Annotated in this window: 15 protein-coding genes; 8 read left to right on the plus strand and 7 right to left on the minus strand. The window is 70.8% G+C overall.

The genetic code is table 11. The annotated features are described in order from the left end of the window. Positions 1 to 207: 207 nt before the first annotated feature. Positions 208 to 1,737: an apolipoprotein N-acyltransferase gene (gene lnt / locus E4191_RS13490; protein ID WP_135313857.1), complete on the plus strand. Its 1,530-nt coding sequence runs from the start codon at positions 208 to 210 to the stop codon at positions 1,735 to 1,737. A gap of 88 nt (positions 1,738 to 1,825) precedes the next feature. Here lnt and E4191_RS13495 read toward each other — a convergent pair whose 3' ends face one another. Beyond that, entirely contained in the window at positions 1,826 to 2,455 is a 630-nt protein-coding gene (locus tag E4191_RS13495; protein ID WP_135313858.1) for a J domain-containing protein, read from the minus strand. Between the two features lie 81 nt (positions 2,456 to 2,536). Between E4191_RS13495 and E4191_RS13500 the strand changes: the two genes are divergently transcribed. The 5 genes from E4191_RS13500 to E4191_RS13520 all read left to right on the plus strand — a co-directional run bounded on the left by E4191_RS13500 (position 2,537) and on the right by E4191_RS13520 (position 8,265). Beyond that, on the plus strand, positions 2,537 to 2,788 hold the full coding sequence (locus tag E4191_RS13500; RefSeq protein ID WP_135313859.1) for a BolA family protein: 252 nt from the start codon (positions 2,537 to 2,539) through the stop codon (positions 2,786 to 2,788). A 78-nt stretch (positions 2,789 to 2,866) separates the two neighbouring features. Beyond that, positions 2,867 to 3,832: a class II fructose-bisphosphatase gene (gene glpX / locus E4191_RS13505; RefSeq protein WP_135313860.1), complete on the plus strand. Its 966-nt coding sequence runs from the start codon at positions 2,867 to 2,869 to the stop codon at positions 3,830 to 3,832. Positions 3,833 to 3,910: 78 nt separating this feature from the next. Further along, a complete protein-coding gene (gene recJ / locus E4191_RS13510; protein WP_135313861.1) occupies positions 3,911 to 5,647 on the plus strand; it encodes a single-stranded-DNA-specific exonuclease RecJ in 1,737 nt (578 codons plus the stop codon). A 129-nt stretch (positions 5,648 to 5,776) separates the two neighbouring features. Then, entirely contained in the window at positions 5,777 to 6,469 is a 693-nt protein-coding gene (locus E4191_RS13515; protein WP_135313862.1) for a metal-dependent hydrolase, read from the plus strand. Then, positions 6,466 to 8,265 carry an aminopeptidase P family protein gene (locus tag E4191_RS13520; RefSeq protein ID WP_228461326.1) on the plus strand — a complete coding sequence of 600 codons (1,800 nt, stop codon included), beginning with the start codon at positions 6,466 to 6,468 and terminating at the stop codon, positions 8,263 to 8,265. The genes E4191_RS13515 and E4191_RS13520 overlap by 4 nt, the downstream gene beginning before the upstream one ends. A gap of 76 nt (positions 8,266 to 8,341) precedes the next feature. Here E4191_RS13520 and E4191_RS13525 read toward each other — a convergent pair whose 3' ends face one another. From E4191_RS13525 to gltX, 3 genes are all read right to left on the minus strand, one after another. Then, complete coding sequence (locus E4191_RS13525) at positions 8,342 to 9,007, minus strand: SDR family NAD(P)-dependent oxidoreductase (RefSeq protein WP_135313863.1); 666 nt, start codon at positions 9,005 to 9,007, stop codon at positions 8,342 to 8,344. A 102-nt stretch (positions 9,008 to 9,109) separates the two neighbouring features. Then, the gene (locus E4191_RS13530) at positions 9,110 to 10,399 is read right to left on the minus strand and encodes a citrate synthase (protein WP_135313864.1); all 1,290 of its coding nucleotides are present in this window, start codon (positions 10,397 to 10,399) and stop codon (positions 9,110 to 9,112) included. 78 nt (positions 10,400 to 10,477) lie between these two features. Then, positions 10,478 to 11,872 carry a glutamate--tRNA ligase gene (gltX, locus tag E4191_RS13535; RefSeq protein ID WP_135313865.1) on the minus strand — a complete coding sequence of 465 codons (1,395 nt, stop codon included), beginning with the start codon at positions 11,870 to 11,872 and terminating at the stop codon, positions 10,478 to 10,480. Positions 11,873 to 12,102: 230 nt separating this feature from the next. Here gltX and E4191_RS13540 point away from each other — a divergent pair, with 230 nt between their 5' ends. Next, positions 12,103 to 14,136: a ComEC/Rec2 family competence protein gene (locus tag E4191_RS13540; protein ID WP_228461328.1), complete on the plus strand. Its 2,034-nt coding sequence runs from the start codon at positions 12,103 to 12,105 to the stop codon at positions 14,134 to 14,136. A gap of 179 nt (positions 14,137 to 14,315) precedes the next feature. Here the strand turns inward: E4191_RS13540 and E4191_RS13545 are convergent, their stop codons facing one another. Continuing rightward, positions 14,316 to 14,540, minus strand: coding sequence for a DUF2798 domain-containing protein (locus tag E4191_RS13545; protein WP_135313867.1), 225 nt, complete (start codon positions 14,538 to 14,540; stop codon positions 14,316 to 14,318). Positions 14,541 to 14,603: 63 nt separating this feature from the next. Next, positions 14,604 to 15,965: an aminotransferase gene (locus E4191_RS13550; protein WP_135313868.1), complete on the minus strand. Its 1,362-nt coding sequence runs from the start codon at positions 15,963 to 15,965 to the stop codon at positions 14,604 to 14,606. 138 nt (positions 15,966 to 16,103) lie between these two features. Between E4191_RS13550 and E4191_RS13555 the strand changes: the two genes are divergently transcribed. Next, the gene (locus tag E4191_RS13555) at positions 16,104 to 17,429 is read left to right on the plus strand and encodes an alpha/beta hydrolase family protein (protein WP_135313869.1); all 1,326 of its coding nucleotides are present in this window, start codon (positions 16,104 to 16,106) and stop codon (positions 17,427 to 17,429) included. 2 nt (positions 17,430 to 17,431) lie between these two features. Here the strand turns inward: E4191_RS13555 and E4191_RS13560 are convergent, their stop codons facing one another. Continuing rightward, a complete protein-coding gene (locus E4191_RS13560) occupies positions 17,432 to 17,758 on the minus strand; it encodes a TfoX/Sxy family protein (RefSeq protein WP_135313870.1) in 327 nt (108 codons plus the stop codon). Between the last annotated feature and the right edge of the window lie 40 nt (positions 17,759 to 17,798).

Raw genomic sequence — 17,798 nt, forward strand, 5'->3', positions numbered from 1 at the left:
TGCCCCCAAGGCGGACGCCCCCGAGGCCGAGGCCACCGCCGACGCCCCCGCGCCCAAGAAGACGCGCAGCCGCCGCAAGGCCGATGTCGCGCCTGACGCCGCCGCGACGGACGAACCGGCAGCCGCCCCCAAGCGGACGCGCCGCAAGAAGACCGACCCGGCAGCCGCCGACGCGACCCAGAGCAGGGATGCCGACGCCGAGGCGTGATGCGCACGGCGACCCGCCCTCCCCGACTGACGCGCAGGGGCCGCCCGCCCCTGCGCCGTCTGCTTCCCGATCTGGGCCTGGGGCTGGTCGCGGCCTTGGGCCTTGCACCCTTCGGGCTATGGGCCGCGACGCCCCTGGCGATGGGCCTCCTGCTCTGGCGCCTCGCCCGCGCGCGCCCCTCGGCGGTCTTCTGGCATGGCTTGGCCGCCGGCTTCGGCTGGTTCGCCCTCGCCCTGTCCTGGATCGTCGAGCCCTTCCTGGTCGACATCGCCCGCCACGGCTGGATGGCTCCCTTTGCCCTGATCCTGATGGCGCTTGGCGGCGCGCTGTTCTGGGCGGTGCCGGCCTGGGTCGCCGCCCGGCTGGCACGGGGCTGGCGCCAACAGGCGGTGGCCATCGCGGCGGCGCTGATCCTGTCGGACTGGCTGCGCGGCTGGATCTTCACCGGCTTTCCCTGGGCCCAGATCGGCCATGTCTGGATCGACACGCCGATCGGCCAGACCGCCGCCGTGACCGGCGCCCTGGGCCTCGGCGTCGTGACCCTGACCATGGCCGCGCTGCCGGGCCTGCTGTGGCGCCCCGCCCATCGCGCCCCGCTGCTGCCCGGGACCCTGCTGGCGCTGCTGCTGCTGGCGGGCCTCTGGGCCGCAGGCCTGTCGCGCCTGGCCCAGCCTTTGCCCCCGGACCGCGACCTGACCCTGCGCGTTGTCCAGCCCAACGCGGCCCAGCACCTCAAATGGGATCCCGAGTGGTCGGCGGTCTTCTTCCGCCGACTGCTGGACCTGTCGGCCGAGCCCGGCCCCCGCGATCTGGTCATCTGGCCCGAGACGGCGGTGAACTTCCTGCTGGAGGATGCCGGCCCGGTCCTGTCCGCGATGTCGCAGGCCGCGGGCGCCCCCCTGATCATGGGCATCCAGCGCCGCGAGGGTAGCCGCTTCTACAACAGCCTCGCCACCGTGGCCCCGGGCGGAGAGGTAGGCCAGATCTACGACAAGTTCCACCTCGTACCCTTCGGCGAATACATCCCCTGGGGCGACGCGCTGGCCCGGATCGGCATCACCGCCTTCGCGGCGCAGCAGGGCAACGGCTATTCCGCCGGTGCGGGCCCGGGAACGCTGTCCCTTCCCGGCATCCCCGACCTGCAGCCGCTCATCTGCTACGAGGCGATCTTTCCCCAGCACCTGCGCGCCCTGGACCAGCGTCCCGGCTGGCTGCTGCAGGCGACCAACGACGCCTGGTTCGGCGCCGTCTCGGGCCCCTACCAGCACCTGGCCCAGGCCCGGCTGCGCGCGATCGAGACCGGCCTGCCGCTCGTCCGCGCCGCCAATACCGGCGTCAGCGCCATCATCGACGCGCGCGGCCGGATCCGCGCCAGCCTGCCCCTGAACGAGGCGGGCCGGATCGACGCCCCCCTGCCCGGCGCCCTGCCCCCCACCGTCTGGAGCCGCCTCGGCAACGCGCCCGTGCTGGCGCTCCTGGTGCTGATCCTCGCAGCCAGCCTTGCGCCGCGCCGCAGGCGCCGGACCTGACCCGCCTTCATCTTGGCTGAAATATCCGCGGGGGAGGCGCCGCAGGCGACGGGGGCGGCAGCCCCCTCCCCCGCTCCCGCCCGCACCCTCAGTCGCGGATGAAGCGGCTCTCCTTGATCTGGTCCCAGGCCCAGACCACCTCGGACAGGCGATCCTCGTCCGACCGGTCGCCGCCGTTCATGTCGGGATGCAGGTCCTTGACCAGCGACTTGTACTGCTTGCGGATCTCGGCGCGGGTCCAGTGGTCCTTGGCCTCCAGGATGTCCAGCGCGCGGCGCTCGGTGGGCGGCAGCTTGCGGGCGCTGGACTGCGCGCGCGATTCGGGCGCGGTGCCGTTGGCGCCCAGGATCTCCAGCGGATCGCTGACGCCGTGGCGGGCCCATTTGTCCTCGGCGGCCGAGCGGCCGAAGGGCTTGGTGGGGCGCTCCCACACGGTGGCATTGTCGATGAACTGCTGGAACTCTTCCTCGGACTGGCCCTGGAAGTAGTTCCAGTTCGCGTTGTAGTCGCGGACATGCTCTTTGCAGAACCAGAAATAGTCGTCCAGATTGCGCGGATTCTTGGGGGCACGGTACTGGCCCGGCTCGTCGCAGCCCTCGCGCTCGCAGACGCGGGTCGAGGTCTCGAACGCCCCCGACATGCCGCGCCGGCCCTTGGTCTTGCGCTTCTTGTCCTTGGCGGCGGATATGTCGAAACCAAACGGGTCGTTCTTGCTCATTGTCGGGCACCTTTGCGACTCGGAGGCGGCAGTCTAGGCTATTTGGCGGCGCATGAAAGCCCTTGACGGAAGGATACGCGGATGATCGCGGACAGAATGACCGAACGCCTGGCAGTACTGGCCCCCACCCGGCTGGAGGTGACCGACGAAAGCGAGGGCCATCGCGGCCATGCGGGCTTTCGCGAGGGCGGCGAGAGCCATTTCCGCATCCGCATGGCCAGCCCGGCCTTCGCGGGCCTGTCGCGGATCGCCCGGCACCGGCTGGTCCATGCGACCCTGGGCGACATCGTGCCGCAGATCCACGCCCTCGCGCTGGAGTTGTCCGAAAGCTGATCCGTTAGCGCCCCCAGCCTTGCCGCCCTGCACCGCGCCGCCTAGAAGGCCCCGAACCCAACGGGAGGGACAAGGATCATGACCGCGCCTCAGGATTTCAACGACCGGATGCTGTCCCTGGGCCTGGCCCGCGTCAGCGAGGCGGCCGCCCACGCCTCGGCCCGCCTGATCGGACGCGGCGACGAGAAGGCCGCCGACCAGGCCGCCGTCAACGCCATGCGCGACCAACTGAACATGCTGGACATCAAGGGCGTCGTCGTGATCGGCGAGGGCGAGCGCGACGAAGCGCCGATGCTGTTCATCGGCGAGGAGGTGGGCACCGGCAACGGCCCCGACGTGGACATCGCGCTGGACCCGCTGGAGGGTACCACGCTGACCGCCAAGGACATGCCCAATGCCCTGACCGTCATCGCCATGGCGCCGCGCGGCACGCTGCTGCACGCGCCCGACGTCTACATGGACAAGCTGGCCGTGGGCCCGGGCTATCCGGTCGACGTGGTGGGCCTGGACATGGCCCCGGCCGAGCGCGTCCGCGCCCTGGCCGCGGCCCGCGGCTGCAAGCCCTCGGACATCACCGTCTGCATCCTGGAACGCCCCCGCCACGAGGATCTGATCGCCGAGGTCCGCCAGACCGGCGCGGCCATCCGCCTGATCACCGACGGCGACGTGGCCGGCGTCATCCATTGCGCCGAGGCCGCGCTGACTGGCATCGACATGTACATGGGCTCGGGCGGGGCGCCCGAGGGCGTGCTGGCGGCCTCGGCGCTCAAATGCATGGGCGGGCAGATGTGGGGCCGGCTGCTGTTTCGCAACGAGGACGAGAGGGGCCGCGCTCGCAAGGCGGGGATCACCGACCTGGACCGCATCTATGCGCGCGACGACCTGGTGACCGACGACGTGATCTTTGCCGCGACCGGGGTGACCGACGGATCCATCGTGGCGGGCGTCAGGCGCGAGCCGGGCTATCTGACGACCGAGACCATCCTGATGCGGTCCAAGACCGGATCGGTGCGGCGGATGACCTATCGCAACCCGGTCAGGTGAGGTAAGGGGGGCGCTGCCCCCCGTCCCGTTCCGGGACTCCCCCCGGGATATTTGGGCCAAGATGAAGGCAGGCGCGACGTGGCATTTCTGGGCATCGACAGCTCGCTGACCGGGCGGCGCTGGACCGGGCCCGAGGCCGATCTGGAGCGCCGCGCCGAAGGGCTGGCGCAGCAGGCGGCATTGCCCCTTCCGGTGGCGCGGGTGCTGGCCGAGCGCGCGGTCGATCCGGCCGAGGCGGCGGGGTTCCTGGCACCGAAGCTGCGCGACCTGCTTCCCGATCCGCTGGCGCTGCGCGACATGGGCCTGGCGGCGGAACGGCTGGTCGAGGCGGCGGTCGGCGGGCAGCGCATCGCGATCTTCGCCGATTACGATGTCGATGGCGGGGCCTCGGCGGCGCTGCTGATCGACTGGCTGCACAGCCACGGGCGGTCCGCGACCCTCTATATCCCCGACCGCATCGACGAGGGCTATGGCCCCAACGTGCCCGCGATGACGGCGCTGGCCGCCGCCCATGACCTGATCGTCTGCGTCGATTGCGGGACACTGTCGCACGAGGCGCTGGCGGCGGCCGCGGGTTGCGACGTGATCGTGCTGGACCACCATCTGGGCGCCGAGACGCTGCCCCCCGCACTGGCCGTGGTGAACCCCAACCGCATGGACGAGGACGGTGCCTTCGGGCATCTCTGCGCGGCGGGCGTGGTCTTTCTGACGCTGGTGCAGGCGGGGCGCGTGCTGCGGGGCCGCCGCCTGCCCGAGCCGGACCTGATGGCGATGCTGGATCTGGTGGCGCTGGCCACGGTTGCCGACGTGGCGCCGCTGGTCGGCGTGAACCGGGCCTTCGTCCGGCAGGGGCTGGCGGTGATGGCCCGGCGGCAGCGGCCCGGGCTGGTGGCCCTCTCGGACATCGCGCGGCTGGACGGACCCCCCGCCGCCTTCCATCTGGGCTTCCTGCTGGGACCGCGCATCAATGCGGGCGGCCGGGTGGGGCGCGCCGATCTGGGGGCGCTGTGCCTGTCGACCCGCGATGCGGGCGAGGCCGGGCGGCTGGCCGCGCAGCTGGACGATCTGAACCGCGACCGCCGCGCCATCGAGGCCGCCGTACGCGAGGAGGCCCTGGCGCAGGCCGAGGCGCGGGGCGATCCGCGCCTGTCCTGGGCCGCCGGTCCCGGCTGGCATCCGGGCGTCGTGGGCATCGTCGCCGCGCGACTGAAGGAGGCCACAGACCTGCCCTCGGTCGTGATTGGGGTCGACCACGGCATCGGCAAGGGCAGCGCCCGGTCGGTGCCCGGCGTCGATCTGGGCCGGGCGATCCAGCGGCTGGCCGCCGAGGGCTTGCTGATGAAGGGCGGCGGCCATGCGATGGCGGCCGGCCTGACCGTGGCCGAGGCGCAGATCCCTGCCGCGATGGCGCGGCTGGCCGACCTGATCGACCGCGACCTGGCCGGGCGCAGCGGATCGGGCGACCTGCGCATCTCGGGGCTGCTGGAGCCCTCGGGCGCGACGCCGCAGATGTTCCGGATGCTGGAGGATGCGGGCCCCTTCGGGCAGGCCGCCCCCGCGCCGCGCTTTGCCTTTGCCGACCAGCTGATCGACAGCGCCGCCACGATGGGCGACCGCCACCTGCGCCTGTCCTTCCGCAGCGCCGGGGCGCCTGCGCTGGAGGCAGTGGCCTGGGGCGCGATGGACGGTCCGCTCGGCCCCGGGCTGATCGGCGCCAGGGGCCGGCGGTTCCATCTGGCGGGCAAGCTGGAGCTGTCCACCTGGGGCGGCCGGGAACGGCTGCGCCTGCGGCTGGACGACGCGGCGCCGGTCTGAGCGATCGCGGTCCGACCGTACGCGGCCTGAGGCAACCCTCGGCCTTCCGGGGGGTTCTGGTCAGGACCGTCCGGCCCCGCTAACCTGCGGCCCGACAGACCTGCCCGACAGACCTGCAAGGAGACCCCGATGAAACTGACCTGGCTTGGCCATTCCGGCTTCCGTCTGGAGATCGAGGGCGCCGTGATCCTCATCGACCCCTGGATGACCGGCAACCCCGTCTTTCCCGAAACCGCCCGCGCCGAGGCCATCGCGGGGGCGACCCACATCCTGCTGACCCATGGCCATGGCGATCACAGCGGCGACACGCTGGCCTTGGCGCGCGAGCTGAAGATCCCAGTGGTGGGCATCTACGACCTGGTCAGCCACTGGGAGGCCTCCGAGAAGATCGAGGGCATCGGCTTCAACAAGGGCGGCACCGTCGATCTGGGCGGCGCCAAGGTGACCATGGTGAATGCCAGCCATTCCAGCTCGATCAGCGGGCCGGACGGGCCGGTCTATGCGGGCCACGAATCGGGCTACATGATCGCCGGAGAGGGGCATGTAATCTATGTCTCGGGCGACACGGACATCATGGCCGACATGGACTGGATGGGCGATCTGCACAAACCCGACATCGGCATCCTGTGCGCGGGCGGGCATTTCACCATGGACATGGCCCGCGCCGCCTATGCCGCCAAGCGCTATTTCGCCTTCACGACCGTGATCCCCTGCCATTACAGGACCTTCCCGGCGCTGGAGCAATCCGCGCAGGTGCTGATCGACGCCCTGCCCGGCGTTCGGGTGATCGAGCCGCAGGTGATGGAGGCGATCGCGCTGTGACCTTCCAGAGCTTTGACGATCCCGCCGCGGGCAGCGACCATGCAGCCCGGCTGGATGCCCTGCGCGAGGTGATGGCGCGGCAGGATCTGGCCGCCGTCATCGTGCCCCGCGCGGATGTGCATCAGGGCGAATACGTGGCCGAGGCCGATGCGCGGCTGGCCTGGCTGACGGGCTTCACCGGCAGCGCGGGCTTTGCCATCGTCTGCACCGACCGGGCGGGCGTCTTCGTGGACGGGCGCTATCGGGTGCAGGTGCGCGACCAGTTGGACCTGGCGCGCTTCACCCCGGTCAACTGGCCCGAGACGCGCCCCTCGGACTGGCTGCGCGAGGCGCTGCCGCAGGGCGGTCGCGTGGGCTTCGACCCCTGGCTGCATGCCCGGCGCGAGATCGAGGGGATGGAGACGGCGCTGGAAGGGTCCGGCATCGGCCTGATCGCGCTGGAGGCTAATCCCGTCGATGCCGTCTGGCCCGACCGTCCCGCCCCGCCCGTGGGCGCGGCCCGCATCCATCCCGAGGATCTGGCCGGCGAGAGCGCGGCGGCAAAGCGCGCCCGGCTGGCCGCCGCGCTGGCGGAGAAGGGTCAGGCGGCGGCGCTGCTGACGCTGCCCGATTCGATCTCGTGGCTCCTGAACATCCGGGGCAGCGACCTGCCCAAGAACCCGGTGGTGCAGTCCTTTGCCGTGCTGTCGGACAGCGGCCATCTGGCCCTCTTCGCGGACGGCGCCAAGTTCGACGACGCCCTGCGCGCGCATCTGGGCCCCGATGTGACGATCCTGCCGCCCGAGGCGCTGGCCTCGGCCCTGACCGACCTGGAGGGCCCGGTGCGACTGGACCCCGCCAGCGCGCCCGAAGCAGCGTTCCGCATCCTCGAGGACGCGGGCACGGCCATCGCGCGCGGCCCCGATCCTGCCGTGCTGCCCAAGGCCCGCAAGAACGAGGCCGAGCTGGCCGGCATGCGCGCCGTCCATCACCGAGACGGGGTGGCGATGGTCCGCCTGCTGTCCTGGCTGGACCGCCAGGATCCGGCCACCCTGACCGAGATCGACGTGGTGCGCCGGCTGGAGGATCTGCGCCGCGAGGCGGGCATCCTGGACATCAGCTTCGACACGATCATGGGCGCGGGGCCGAACGGCGCCATCGTCCATTATCGGGTGACCCGCGGCACCGACCGGCGGCTGGAGGCGGGCGAGCTGCTGCTGATCGATTCGGGCGGGCAATATGCGGACGGCACGACCGACATCACCCGCACCGTGGCGCTCGGGGCCCCGCGCGCGGATGCCGTGGCGCCCTTCACCGCCGTGCTGCGGGGGATGATCGCGCTCAGCCGGGCGCGCTTTCCCAAGGGCGTGGCGGGCGCGCATCTGGATGCGCTGGCGCGGCAGTTCCTTTGGGCCGAGGGTCTGGATTTCGACCATGGCACCGGGCATGGCGTGGGTGCCGCGCTTTGCGTGCACGAGGGACCGGCCCGGATCAGCCGCGCGGGCGATGTCGCGCTGGAGGCGGGAATGATCCTTTCGAACGAACCTGGCTATTATCGCGAGGGGGCCTTCGGCATCCGGATCGAGAACCTGGTGGTGGTGACCCCGGCCGAGGCCGAGCCGGGCCGCAGCCTGCTGGGCTTCGAGACGCTGACGCTGTGCCCGATCGACCGCCGCCTGATCGACATGGACGCCCTGTCGCAGGCCGAGATCGCCTGGCTGGACACCTATCACGCGCGGGTGCGCGCGGCGCTGTCACCGGATCTGCAGGGCGCGGATCTGGACTGGCTCGTCGCCGCGACGCAGCCCCTGGCCTGAGGCGCGGTCTTCCTCGGGTGCCGGGCCGGGGGGTGCGGGGGGCGGGCAGCCCCCCGCCGTCGCGGGACGCAAGGACCTAGAGCAGCGTCAGGATCCGCGCGGCCTCGTCCTTGCAGGACGTCAGGGCCGCCCGGTCCTCGCCGGGATAGAAGCGGGCGCGGACGGCGGTCGGCATGGGCGCGGGCGCGTCGATCAGGATGCGGGGACCGGTGCGGACCGTCTCGGCCTGCCAGCTGCGCGCCAGCGCGATCTGCGCGGCCTTGGTCGCGCCATAGGCGCCGAAGAACTTCTGCCCGCCCCGCGCATCGTCGAAGAACAGCGCGGTGCCCTGCTTCTGGCGCAGCACGGGTTCCAGCAGTGCGATCAGGCCGCGCGTGACCTCGACATTGACCAGCATGGACTTGGTCCAGTCCCGCCCCTCGATATGGGGCGCGGGCGCCATCGGCGCCGCATGGATGGCGCAATGCGCCCACAGATCGAGGCCCCCCCACCGCCCGGCGACGGCCTGCACCATCTGCTGCATCGCGGCGGGTTCGGTGACGTCCATCGGCGCCAGCGTCGCCTGCCCGCCCGCGGCACGGATGCGGTCGTCCAGCTCCTCCAGCGCGCCCACCGTGCGGGCCACCGCCAGCACGTGATAGCCGCGCGCCGCCAGCGCCTCGGCCAAGGCCGCGCCCAGACCCCGAGAGGCCCCCGTCACCAGCGCCAGTTTCGGCGCCCCTGCCTGATCGTTCTCGCTCATGCCCGTTCCCTTGCCACCCTGCCGCGCGGCGCGCAAGACCCCCGCGCCCGCCCATGAAAAAGGGGCCCCCGAAGGGGCCCCGATCCGATGCCCCGGGGGCGCTCAGCGTGCGTTCAGATCGACATAGTCGCGCTTGGCGCTGCCGACATACAGCTGGCGCGGGCGGCCGATCTTGTTCTGCGGATCGCCGATCATCTCTTTCCACTGCGCGATCCAGCCCACCGTGCGCGACAGCGCGAAGATCGGCGTGAACATCGAGGTCGGGAAGCCCATCGCCTCCAGGATGATGCCCGAATAGAAGTCCACGTTGGGATAGAGCTTCTTCTCGATGAAGTACTCGTCCTCCAGCGCGATCTTCTCCAGCTCCTTGGCGACCTGCAGGGTGGGGTTGTCGCCCACGCCCAGCAGCTCCAGGACCTCGTCGGCCGATTCCTTCATGACCGTCGCGCGCGGGTCGAAGTTCTTGTAGACCCGGTGGCCGAAGCCCATCAGCTTGAAGGGATCGTTCTTGTCCTTCGCCCGGGCGATGAATTCCGGGATGCGGTCGACGGTCCCGATCTCGCGCAGCATCTCCAGGCAGGCCTGGTTGGCGCCGCCATGGGCGGGGCCCCACAGGCAGGCGATGCCCGCCGCGATGCAGGCGAAGGGGTTGGCCCCCGACGAGCCCGCCAGACGCACGGTCGAGGTCGAGGCGTTCTGCTCGTGATCGGCATGCAGCGTGAAGATGCGGTCCATGGCGCGGGCCAGGGCCGGATCGACGTTGTATTTCTCGGCCGGGACCGAAAAGCACATGTTCAGGAAGTTGCTGGCGTAATCCAGGTCGTTCTGCGGATAGACGAAGGGCTGGCCGATCGAATACTTGTAGGCCATCGCCGCGATCGTGGGCAGCTTGGCGATCAGGCGGATGGCCGCGACCTCGCGCTGCCAAGGATCGTTCACATCGGTCGAATCGTGGTAGAAGGCCGACATGGCCCCGATCACGCCGACCATCGTGGCCATCGGATGCGCGTCCCGGCGGAAGCCGCGGAAGAAGTTGTGCATCTGCTCGTGCACCATCGTGTGCCGCGTCACGCGGAACTCGAAGTCGCGCATCTGATCGGGGGTCGGCAGCTCGGCGTAGAGCAGGAGGTAACAGACTTCCAGATAGTTGGAATTGGCGGCCAGCTGCTCGATCGGATAGCCGCGATACCACAGCTCTCCCTTGTCGCCGTCGATATAGGTGATGGTCGAATCGCAGCTGGCGGTCGAGGTGAAGCCCGGGTCATAGGTGAACACGTCCGCCTGCCCATAGAGCTTGCGGATGTCCAGCACCTCCGGCCCCTGGGTCGGGGTCAGGATGGGCAGGTCATAGTCCTGGTCGTTGATACGCAACGTGGCGGTCTTGTCGGCCATGCAAGGCGTCCTTTCCGGCTTTGGCCGGGCGGTCCGTCGCATAACCCGTCAGACAGCCCAAGCATGTGAAGGCAGGCTTCAGCCTGCCAAATCGGTCTGGTCCTGAAGCCGGGCCAGAGTTTCCTCGCGGCCGAGCGCAGTCATCATGTCGAACACACTGGGGGTCGTGCTGGTCCCGGCCAAGGCGGCGCGCAGGGGCCCTGCGATCTTGCCCAGTCCGACACCGTTTTCCGATGCGACCTTCTGGGCCGCCTCCTCCAGATCGTCTCGGCTCCAGCTAGCATTCTGCACTGCGGCGGTCAAGGATTTCAGCATACCACGGGATACCGTGTCCAGCGCCTTGGCCGCCTTGTCGTCGGGCTGCACCGGCCGGTCGATCATCGCAAAGCGCGCCTGGTCCAGCAATGCGGGCAGCGTGCGGGCCTTGTCCTTCAGCGCGGGCATGGCCGCCAGGATGCGCCCGCGCTGCGTGTCGCTCAGGGCGGGGGCACCCGTCTCGGCCAGGTAATGCTGCAGTGCAGCCAGCGCGGCCTCGTCGGGCATGGCGCCCAGATGGTGGCCGCTGACATGCTCCAGCTTCTTGAAGTCCAGCCGGGCGGGCGCGCGGCCGATGCCCTCCAGCCCGAACCACTCGAGGGCCTGGGCGTCGTCGAACAGCTCGTCGTCGCCATGGCTCCAGCCAAGCCGTGCCAGATAGTTGCGCATCGCCGCCGGAGGATAGCCGAGCGCCGCGAATTCGTGCAGGCCCACCGCGCCGTGGCGCTTGGACAGCTTCTTGCCGTCCTCGCCATGGATCAGCGGGATATGGGCAAAGACCGGGCGGTCCCAGCCCATCGCGTCATAGATCTGGATCTGGCGCGCGGTGTTGGTCAGGTGGTCGTCGCCTCGGATCACATGGGTCACGCCCATGTCGTGATCGTCGACCACCACCGCCAGCATGTAGGTGGGCGTGCCGTCGCTGCGTAACAGGACCATGTCGTCCAGCTGGTCGTTGGCGACGCGCACCGCGCCCTGCACCTGGTCCTCGATCACCGTCTCGCCCGACCGGGGCGCCTTCAGCCGGATCGCGAAGGGCGCGTCGGGCAGGTCCGCCGCGTCGCGCCAGGGGCTGATGAAGGGCTGGCGCGGGTTGGCCTCGCGCCAGGCGGCGATCTCGTCGGTGGTCGAGAAGCAGCGATAGGCGGTGCCGTTCTCCAGCATCAGGTGGGCGACCTCGGCATGGCGGTCCTTGCCGGCGAACTGGCTGACCGGCTCGCCGTCCCAGTCCAGACCCAGCCATTCCAGGCCCTTGAGGATCGCGGCCGTCGCCTCGGGGGTGGAGCGGGCGCGGTCGGTATCCTCGATCCGCAGCAGGAATTTGCCGCCCCGGCCGCGGGCAAACAGCCAGTTGAACAGCGCCGTCCGCGCGCCCCCCACATGCAGGTAGCCGGTGGGCGAGGGGGCAAAGCGGGTGACGACGGGGGTCTGGGTCATGGCGGCCTTCGGGCAGGTTCGGGGCTGTGCAGGACGGGCGTTAACGCTTTAGTAAGCACCGCCATGCCATCTTTGGCCCGAGTGATAGTCAACGGGTCCGGAAAGGACAAGGATGTTGCCCCCCCCCGGCATCGGCTGCGGCCCCCCTGATCCCCGCACGGCCGGACCGCGCCCGGCCCGTCGCCCGCCCCCGCCCGGCGGCGGCGCTGCGGGCTGGGCTGTTTCCCTGGGTGCCCGTCTGCCTGTCGGCGGGGATCGGGCTGTGGTTCCTGCGCCCCGGGCTGCTGGGGGCCGCGGACTGGGCGCTGCTGGCCGCCGTGCTGGCGGCGGGCGTGATGGTGGCCTCGACGGCGCCGCGATGGGCCGCGCGGGGGGCGATCGGCTGGCCGGAGGCGGATGCCGCCCATCTGGGGGCGCTGGCGCTGTGCTTCATGGCGCTTGGCGTGGGGCTGGTGGGCCAGCGCGCGGCCCATGTCGCGGCCCCCGTGCTGCAATGGCGCTATTACGGCCCCATCGAGGGGCGGGTGATCCAGATCGACCGCTCGGGCCGGGACCGGATGCGGCTGACGCTGGACCGGGTCGTGCTGCACGACCTGTCCCCCGCCCGCACGCCCGAGCGCGTGCGCCTGTCCCTGATGGGCGACGAGCCGCTGCCGCCTTTGGGCCAAAGGGTGATGCTGACCGGGCATCTGGGCCCGCCCCCGGCGCCCGCATCCCCCGGCAGCTTCGATTTCCGCCTGCATGCCTGGTTCGACGGGCTGGGGGCGGTCGGCTATTCGCGGACCCCGATCATGGCCGTGGCCCCGCCCCAGGACGGGGTCTGGGGCCTGCACCGCGCCCGCATGGCGATCAGCGCCGCGATCCGCGACCGCATCGGCGGGCAGGCGGGCGCGGTGGCGGCGGCGCTGATGACCGGCGACCGCTCGGGCATCTCGGAGGAGACGAACGCGGTCATGCGCGCCTCGAACCTCTACCACATCATCTCGATTTCCGGGCTGCACATGGGGATGCTGGCGGGCTTCGTCTACGGGGCGGTGCGGTTGGTGCTGGTCGCGGTGCAAGGGGCGGGGATCGGGCTGGCGCGGCCCCTGCACAAGGTGGCGGCGGGCGTGGCGCTGGCGGCGGCGGCGGCCTATCTGTGGCTGTCGGGCGGCGGCGTGGCGACCGAACGCGCCTTCATCATGGTCGCCGTGATGCTGGGGGCGATCATCGCGGACCGGCGGGCGATCTCGCTTCGGACCGTGGCGCTGGCCGCGACGCTGGTGCTGATCTACAGCCCCGAGGCGGTGACCAGCGCCGGCTTCCAGATGAGCTTCGCGGCCACCATCGCGCTGATCCTGACCTTCGGGCCGTGGTCGCGGATCGCGCCGCGCCTGCCGTGGTGGCTGCGGCCGGTGGCGATGCTGTTCGTGTCGTCGCTGGTGGCGGGGCTGGCGACCGCGCCGATCGCGGCGGCTCATTTCAACTGGATGGCGCAATACGGGATGCTGGCCAACCTGCTGGCGGTGCCGGTCATGGGCACGCTGGTGATGCCCGCGGGCGTGATCGGCGCCGTGCTGGCACTCGTGGGGCTGGAGGCGCCGGCCCTGTGGGTCATGGGCATCGGCACCGAATGGATGCTGTGGGTGGCGCGCTTCGTGGCGGATCTGGACGGCGCGGTCATCGGGGTGACGAAGCCCCCCGGCGGCGTCGTGGCATTGATGGGGTTCGGCGCGGTGCTGGCCATCCTGTGCTGGCGTCCGCCGGGACTGCGCGGCCCGGCCAGCCGAGTGGGCCTTGGGCTGGCGCTGGCGCTGCTGGCAGCCTCGGCGGTCCTGTGGGGGACGGCGCGGCGCCCGCTTCTGCTGGTCGCGCCCGAGGGCGAGGCGGTGGGGCTGATGACCCCTGCCGGGCGGGCGGTGTCCAAGCCGGCGGGCGGGGCCTTCGTCGTCTCGACCTGGCTGCAGGAGGATGGCGACATGGCCGACCAGATGGTGGCCGCCGCCCGACCGGGCTGGACGGGAGACCGGCGCGACCGGTGGGCGGACCTGCCGCAGGGCTGGCAGGTGGTGCATCTGACCGGCAAGGGATCGGGTGCGCGCGCCCTGCCCGAATGCCGCGCCCGCCGCATCGTCGTGGCCTCGGAACCCGTGGCGTTCGACGGCCCGCCGCCCTGCCTGCTGCTGGATCCGGACCGGCTGCGCGCCTCGGGCGCGCTGGCCATCGAGATGACGCCCGAGGGTCCGCGCCTGCGCCCCACCGCGCGGATGCGGCTGGATGAGTGAGGACAGAACCGAGGAGGGGCGACCCTGGAGGTCGTGCCGCCGGTGTCCGGCCATTTGCTCGAGAGCTGCATGTCCGCACCGCCTGTCCCTGCCGTTTTCACCACGCCAACCGCCGGTCCCTGCCGGCCGCGCCGCCGATACGAGGCCCCCAGGTGGTCAGACCTGCAGCCCGTCCCGGCTCAGGCCCGTGTCAGTCGCGCGACCAGCCGCCGGGCCAGGGGGGCCACGACCAGAACGGCGGGAAAGGCCACCGCCCAGCTGGACAGCCAGGTCCCCAGCCACAGCCCGGCCACCCCGTCGGCCATGCCCGCCGCGCGGAAGGTCGCGATGGCCGAGACGAGCGCGGACATCAGCCCGGACAGGATGAAGCCGAACAGGACGGGCGCGTAGCGGGCGGGAATCATGGCGGCGGTATCCGGTGCGAAAGGAAAGCGGTCCCGCCCCCGGCGGGGGCGGAGGGCGTCACGTCAGGCCAGTTCGGCAAAGACCTTGCCAAGCGCCTTGTCCAGCTTCTCGAACATCTCGTCCATCTGGGCGGGGGTCATGACAAAGGGCGGGCACAGAACGATGGACTGGCCCAGGGGGCGGCAGATCAGGCCCATGTCGGTGCAGGTGTTGGCGATGCGCTCGCTGACCGACAGATGCCCCTCGAACGGGGTCTTGGTCGCCTTGTCGCGCACCGCCTCCAGCGCCCACATGAAGCCCACGCCGCGATATTCGCCGATATTGGGGTTCTGGGCCAGCTGCCGCAGCCCGTCCTCGAAGCGCGGGGCCAGGTCGATGACGTTCTGCGCCAGCCCCTCGTTCATCACCACGTCGATGGCCTTCAGCGCGATGGCGCAGCCGACCGGATGGCCCGAGGCGGTGAAGCCGTGGGGGAACTCCTCGATCACGTCGATGGCGGCCTGCAGCCGGTCGGTCAGTTCGGGGCCCAGGATGACCGCGCCCATCGGGAACAGCCCCGCCGTCAGGTTCTTGGAACTGATGATGGCGTCGGGCACGAAGTCATAGGTCTCGCTGCCCCAGGTGTTGCCGGTGCGGCCAAAGCCCGTGATGACCTCGTCGGCGATCATCGGGATGCCGTATTTCTTCAGGACCGGCAGGATCGCCTGGAAATAGCCCCTGGAGGGTGGGATGACCCCGCCCGCGCCCTGCACCGGCTCGGCGAAGAAGCCCGCGATGGTGTCGACGCCCTCGCGCAGGATCGTCTCCTCCAACTCGCGCGCCAGGCGGGCGGTGAACTGGTCCTCGGTCTCGCCATCCTCGCCGAAACGCCAGTAATGCGGGCAGCCCAGATGGATGAAGCCCGGCAGCGGCAGGCCGAAGACCGAGTTGTAGGGCTTGCCGGTCATGCTGGCCGAGACCGCGGTCACGCCGTGATAGGCGTTCCAGCGGGTCAGGATCTTGCGCTTTTCGGGCTTGCCCTCGGAGGCATGCAGGAACCACAGCATCTTGACCATGGTGTCGTTCGCCTCGGAACCCGAGTTGGTGTAGAACACCTTGCCGCGCGGGAAGGGCGAGACCTCGACCAGCTTCTCCGACAGCATCACCGTCTGGTCGGACATGCGCCCGAAGAAGGCGTGATAGCCCGGAAAGCGGTCGTACTGGTCCTTGGCGGCCTGGGCCAGGCCCTTGTGGTCGAAGCCCGCGACCATGTTCCACAGGCCGGAATTGGCATCCAGATAGCGGTTGCCGTTCACGTCGACGACATAGGGCCCCTCGCCATGGGTCAGGACCACCGCGCCGCGCTGATGCACGCTTGGCAGGTCGGTGAAGCCGTACAGCGAGTATTCGTCGGCGCGGGCTTCCCAGCTTTGCGGGGTGGTCATGGTCAGGCTCCTTGCTGGATGTCGGGGGCAGGCTATCCGGGCGCGGGACCGCGTTCAATGGGGGCCGCGTGCGGCGCTTGTGCAGATCGTGCAAGCCGGGCACAGTCCGCCCCGAGGAACCGCCGGAGGACCCCCGACATGAGACATCTGCTGATCGCCGGTGCCGCGAGCCTGGCCTGCGCCGGGCCGCTGGCCGCCGAAGGCCGTCCTGCCCAGGACCGTCCCGACCACAACCGCATCGACCTGATCCGCCCCGACGCGCCCGAACTGGCCGCCACCGGGGACCATCCGGTCGGCGTGCGGGCCGCGACCTTCACCGATGCGGACCGCATCGACGTGATCGCCACCGGCGCCGAAGGCACCCCGCCCACCGCCGATCGCGTGCTGGAGGCCGAGATCTGGTATCCCGCCGCCCAAGGGACCCCGCCCGGCGGGACCTATGACACGATCCTGCGCGACGGGGTGACGCCCGCCGTCCTGACCGGCGCGGCCGCCCGCGACGCGGACCCCGCGCAGGGGTCCTTTCCGCTGGTGATCCTGTCGCACGGCTATCCCGGCAACCGCCACCTGATGAGCCATCTGGGCGAGAACCTGGCCTCCAAGGGCTATGTGGTGGTGGCGGCCGATCATCCCGACAGCACCTATGCCGATCAGGGGGCCTTCGCCTCGACGCTGGTGAACCGGGCGGTGGATCAGCGCTTCCTGCTGGACAGCATGGCCGGGCTGGACGACGACCTGGCCGCCGTCACCGATGCCGACCGGGCGGCGGTGGTGGGCTATTCCATGGGCGGCTACGGCGCGCTGATCTTCGGCGGCGCCGGGCTGTCGCAGACGGCGATCGCGCGGACCGAGCCTGCGGGCTATGTCCCGCCGCAGGACCTGCTGGGCCGTCTGGCGGCGGGCAGCGACGATCACGCGGCACTGGTCGATCCGCGCGTCAAGGCGGTGATCGCCATCGCCCCCTGGGGCCGTCAGGCCGATTTCTGGGATGCCGAGGGGCTGGCCGGTCTGGAAAAGCCCCTGATGCTGGTCGCGGGCAGCGCCGACGACGTGTCGGAATATGACGCGATCCGGCAGGTCTTCGACCAGACGACCGGCACGACCCGGCACCTGCTGACCTATCAGAATGCCAACCACAATGCTGCCGCCCCGATCCCCGCCCCGCTCGAGGCCTGGGCCTTTTCGGACAGCCTCGGCCGGGCACCCTTCGACCACTACGCCGATCCGGTCTGGGATACGGTGCGGATGAACAACATCCTGCAGCATTTCTCGACCGCCTTCCTGGACCAGCACCTGAAGGGCGAGGACAGGGCCGAGTATCTGGACCTTGTCCCCGACGGCGCCGACGGCGTCTGGTCGATGGGCGAGGACGACCAGCCCGATGCCGCCCACAGCTATTGGGCGGGCTTTCCCAACCGCAGCGCGACGGGCCTGCAGTTCGAGACGCGGCAGGCGGGAGAGTAGCCTCAGGGGCGGCGCAGGCCCAACTCGTCCAGCGCCGCCTCGATCCCCGACAGGGGTACGCCCCGGACCTCGGCCACCAGCGCGTCGAAGCGGGCGCGCAGGGCGGCCTTCTCGTCGCCCTTGCAGTCGTTCCAAGGGCGCCCCTGCAGGGCCATGTGCAGCACGTAGTAGCCGATGAAATGCGGGCGTTCCCCGGCGGTCAGCAGCGCGCGATAGGCCGCGTCCGCCCCCATGTCGCGCAGGGCCGCGGCGTCTGGCACGCCGGCCGCGATCAGCGACCGCGCCGTGGCGGGGCCGATATTGGGGATGCCCGTCAGGTCGCTCTCCATCCCGTGCCTTTCCAAAAGCCTGTCTTTGCTGTATCGCTGC

It is taken from the genome of Paracoccus liaowanqingii (assembly GCF_004683865.2).
GTDB lineage: Bacteria > Pseudomonadota > Alphaproteobacteria > Rhodobacterales > Rhodobacteraceae > Paracoccus > Paracoccus liaowanqingii.

Bases quoted from the DNA above. Each gene is read 5' to 3' on its own strand.
- E4191_RS13495 (WP_135313858.1), bottom strand. From the start codon at position 2,455: ATGAGCAAGAACGACCCGTTTGGTTTCGACATATCCGCCGCCAAGGAC.
- E4191_RS13530 (WP_135313864.1), bottom strand. From the start codon at position 10,399: ATGGCCGACAAGACCGCCACGTTGCGTATCAACGACCAGGACTATGAC.
- E4191_RS13500 (WP_135313859.1), top strand. From the start codon at position 2,537: ATGATCGCGGACAGAATGACCGAACGCCTGGCAGTACTGGCCCCCACC.
- E4191_RS13560 (WP_135313870.1), bottom strand. From the start codon at position 17,758: ATGGAGAGCGACCTGACGGGCATCCCCAATATCGGCCCCGCCACGGCG.
- E4191_RS13555 (WP_135313869.1), top strand. From the start codon at position 16,104: ATGAGACATCTGCTGATCGCCGGTGCCGCGAGCCTGGCCTGCGCCGGG.
- gltX (WP_135313865.1), bottom strand. From the start codon at position 11,872: ATGACCCAGACCCCCGTCGTCACCCGCTTTGCCCCCTCGCCCACCGGC.
- glpX (WP_135313860.1), top strand. From the start codon at position 2,867: ATGACCGCGCCTCAGGATTTCAACGACCGGATGCTGTCCCTGGGCCTG.
- E4191_RS13515 (WP_135313862.1), top strand. From the start codon at position 5,777: ATGAAACTGACCTGGCTTGGCCATTCCGGCTTCCGTCTGGAGATCGAG.
- E4191_RS13545 (WP_135313867.1), bottom strand. From the start codon at position 14,540: ATGATTCCCGCCCGCTACGCGCCCGTCCTGTTCGGCTTCATCCTGTCC.
- lnt (WP_135313857.1), top strand. From the start codon at position 208: ATGCGCACGGCGACCCGCCCTCCCCGACTGACGCGCAGGGGCCGCCCG.
- E4191_RS13550 (WP_135313868.1), bottom strand. From the start codon at position 15,965: ATGACCACCCCGCAAAGCTGGGAAGCCCGCGCCGACGAATACTCGCTG.
- E4191_RS13525 (WP_135313863.1), bottom strand. From the start codon at position 9,007: ATGAGCGAGAACGATCAGGCAGGGGCGCCGAAACTGGCGCTGGTGACG.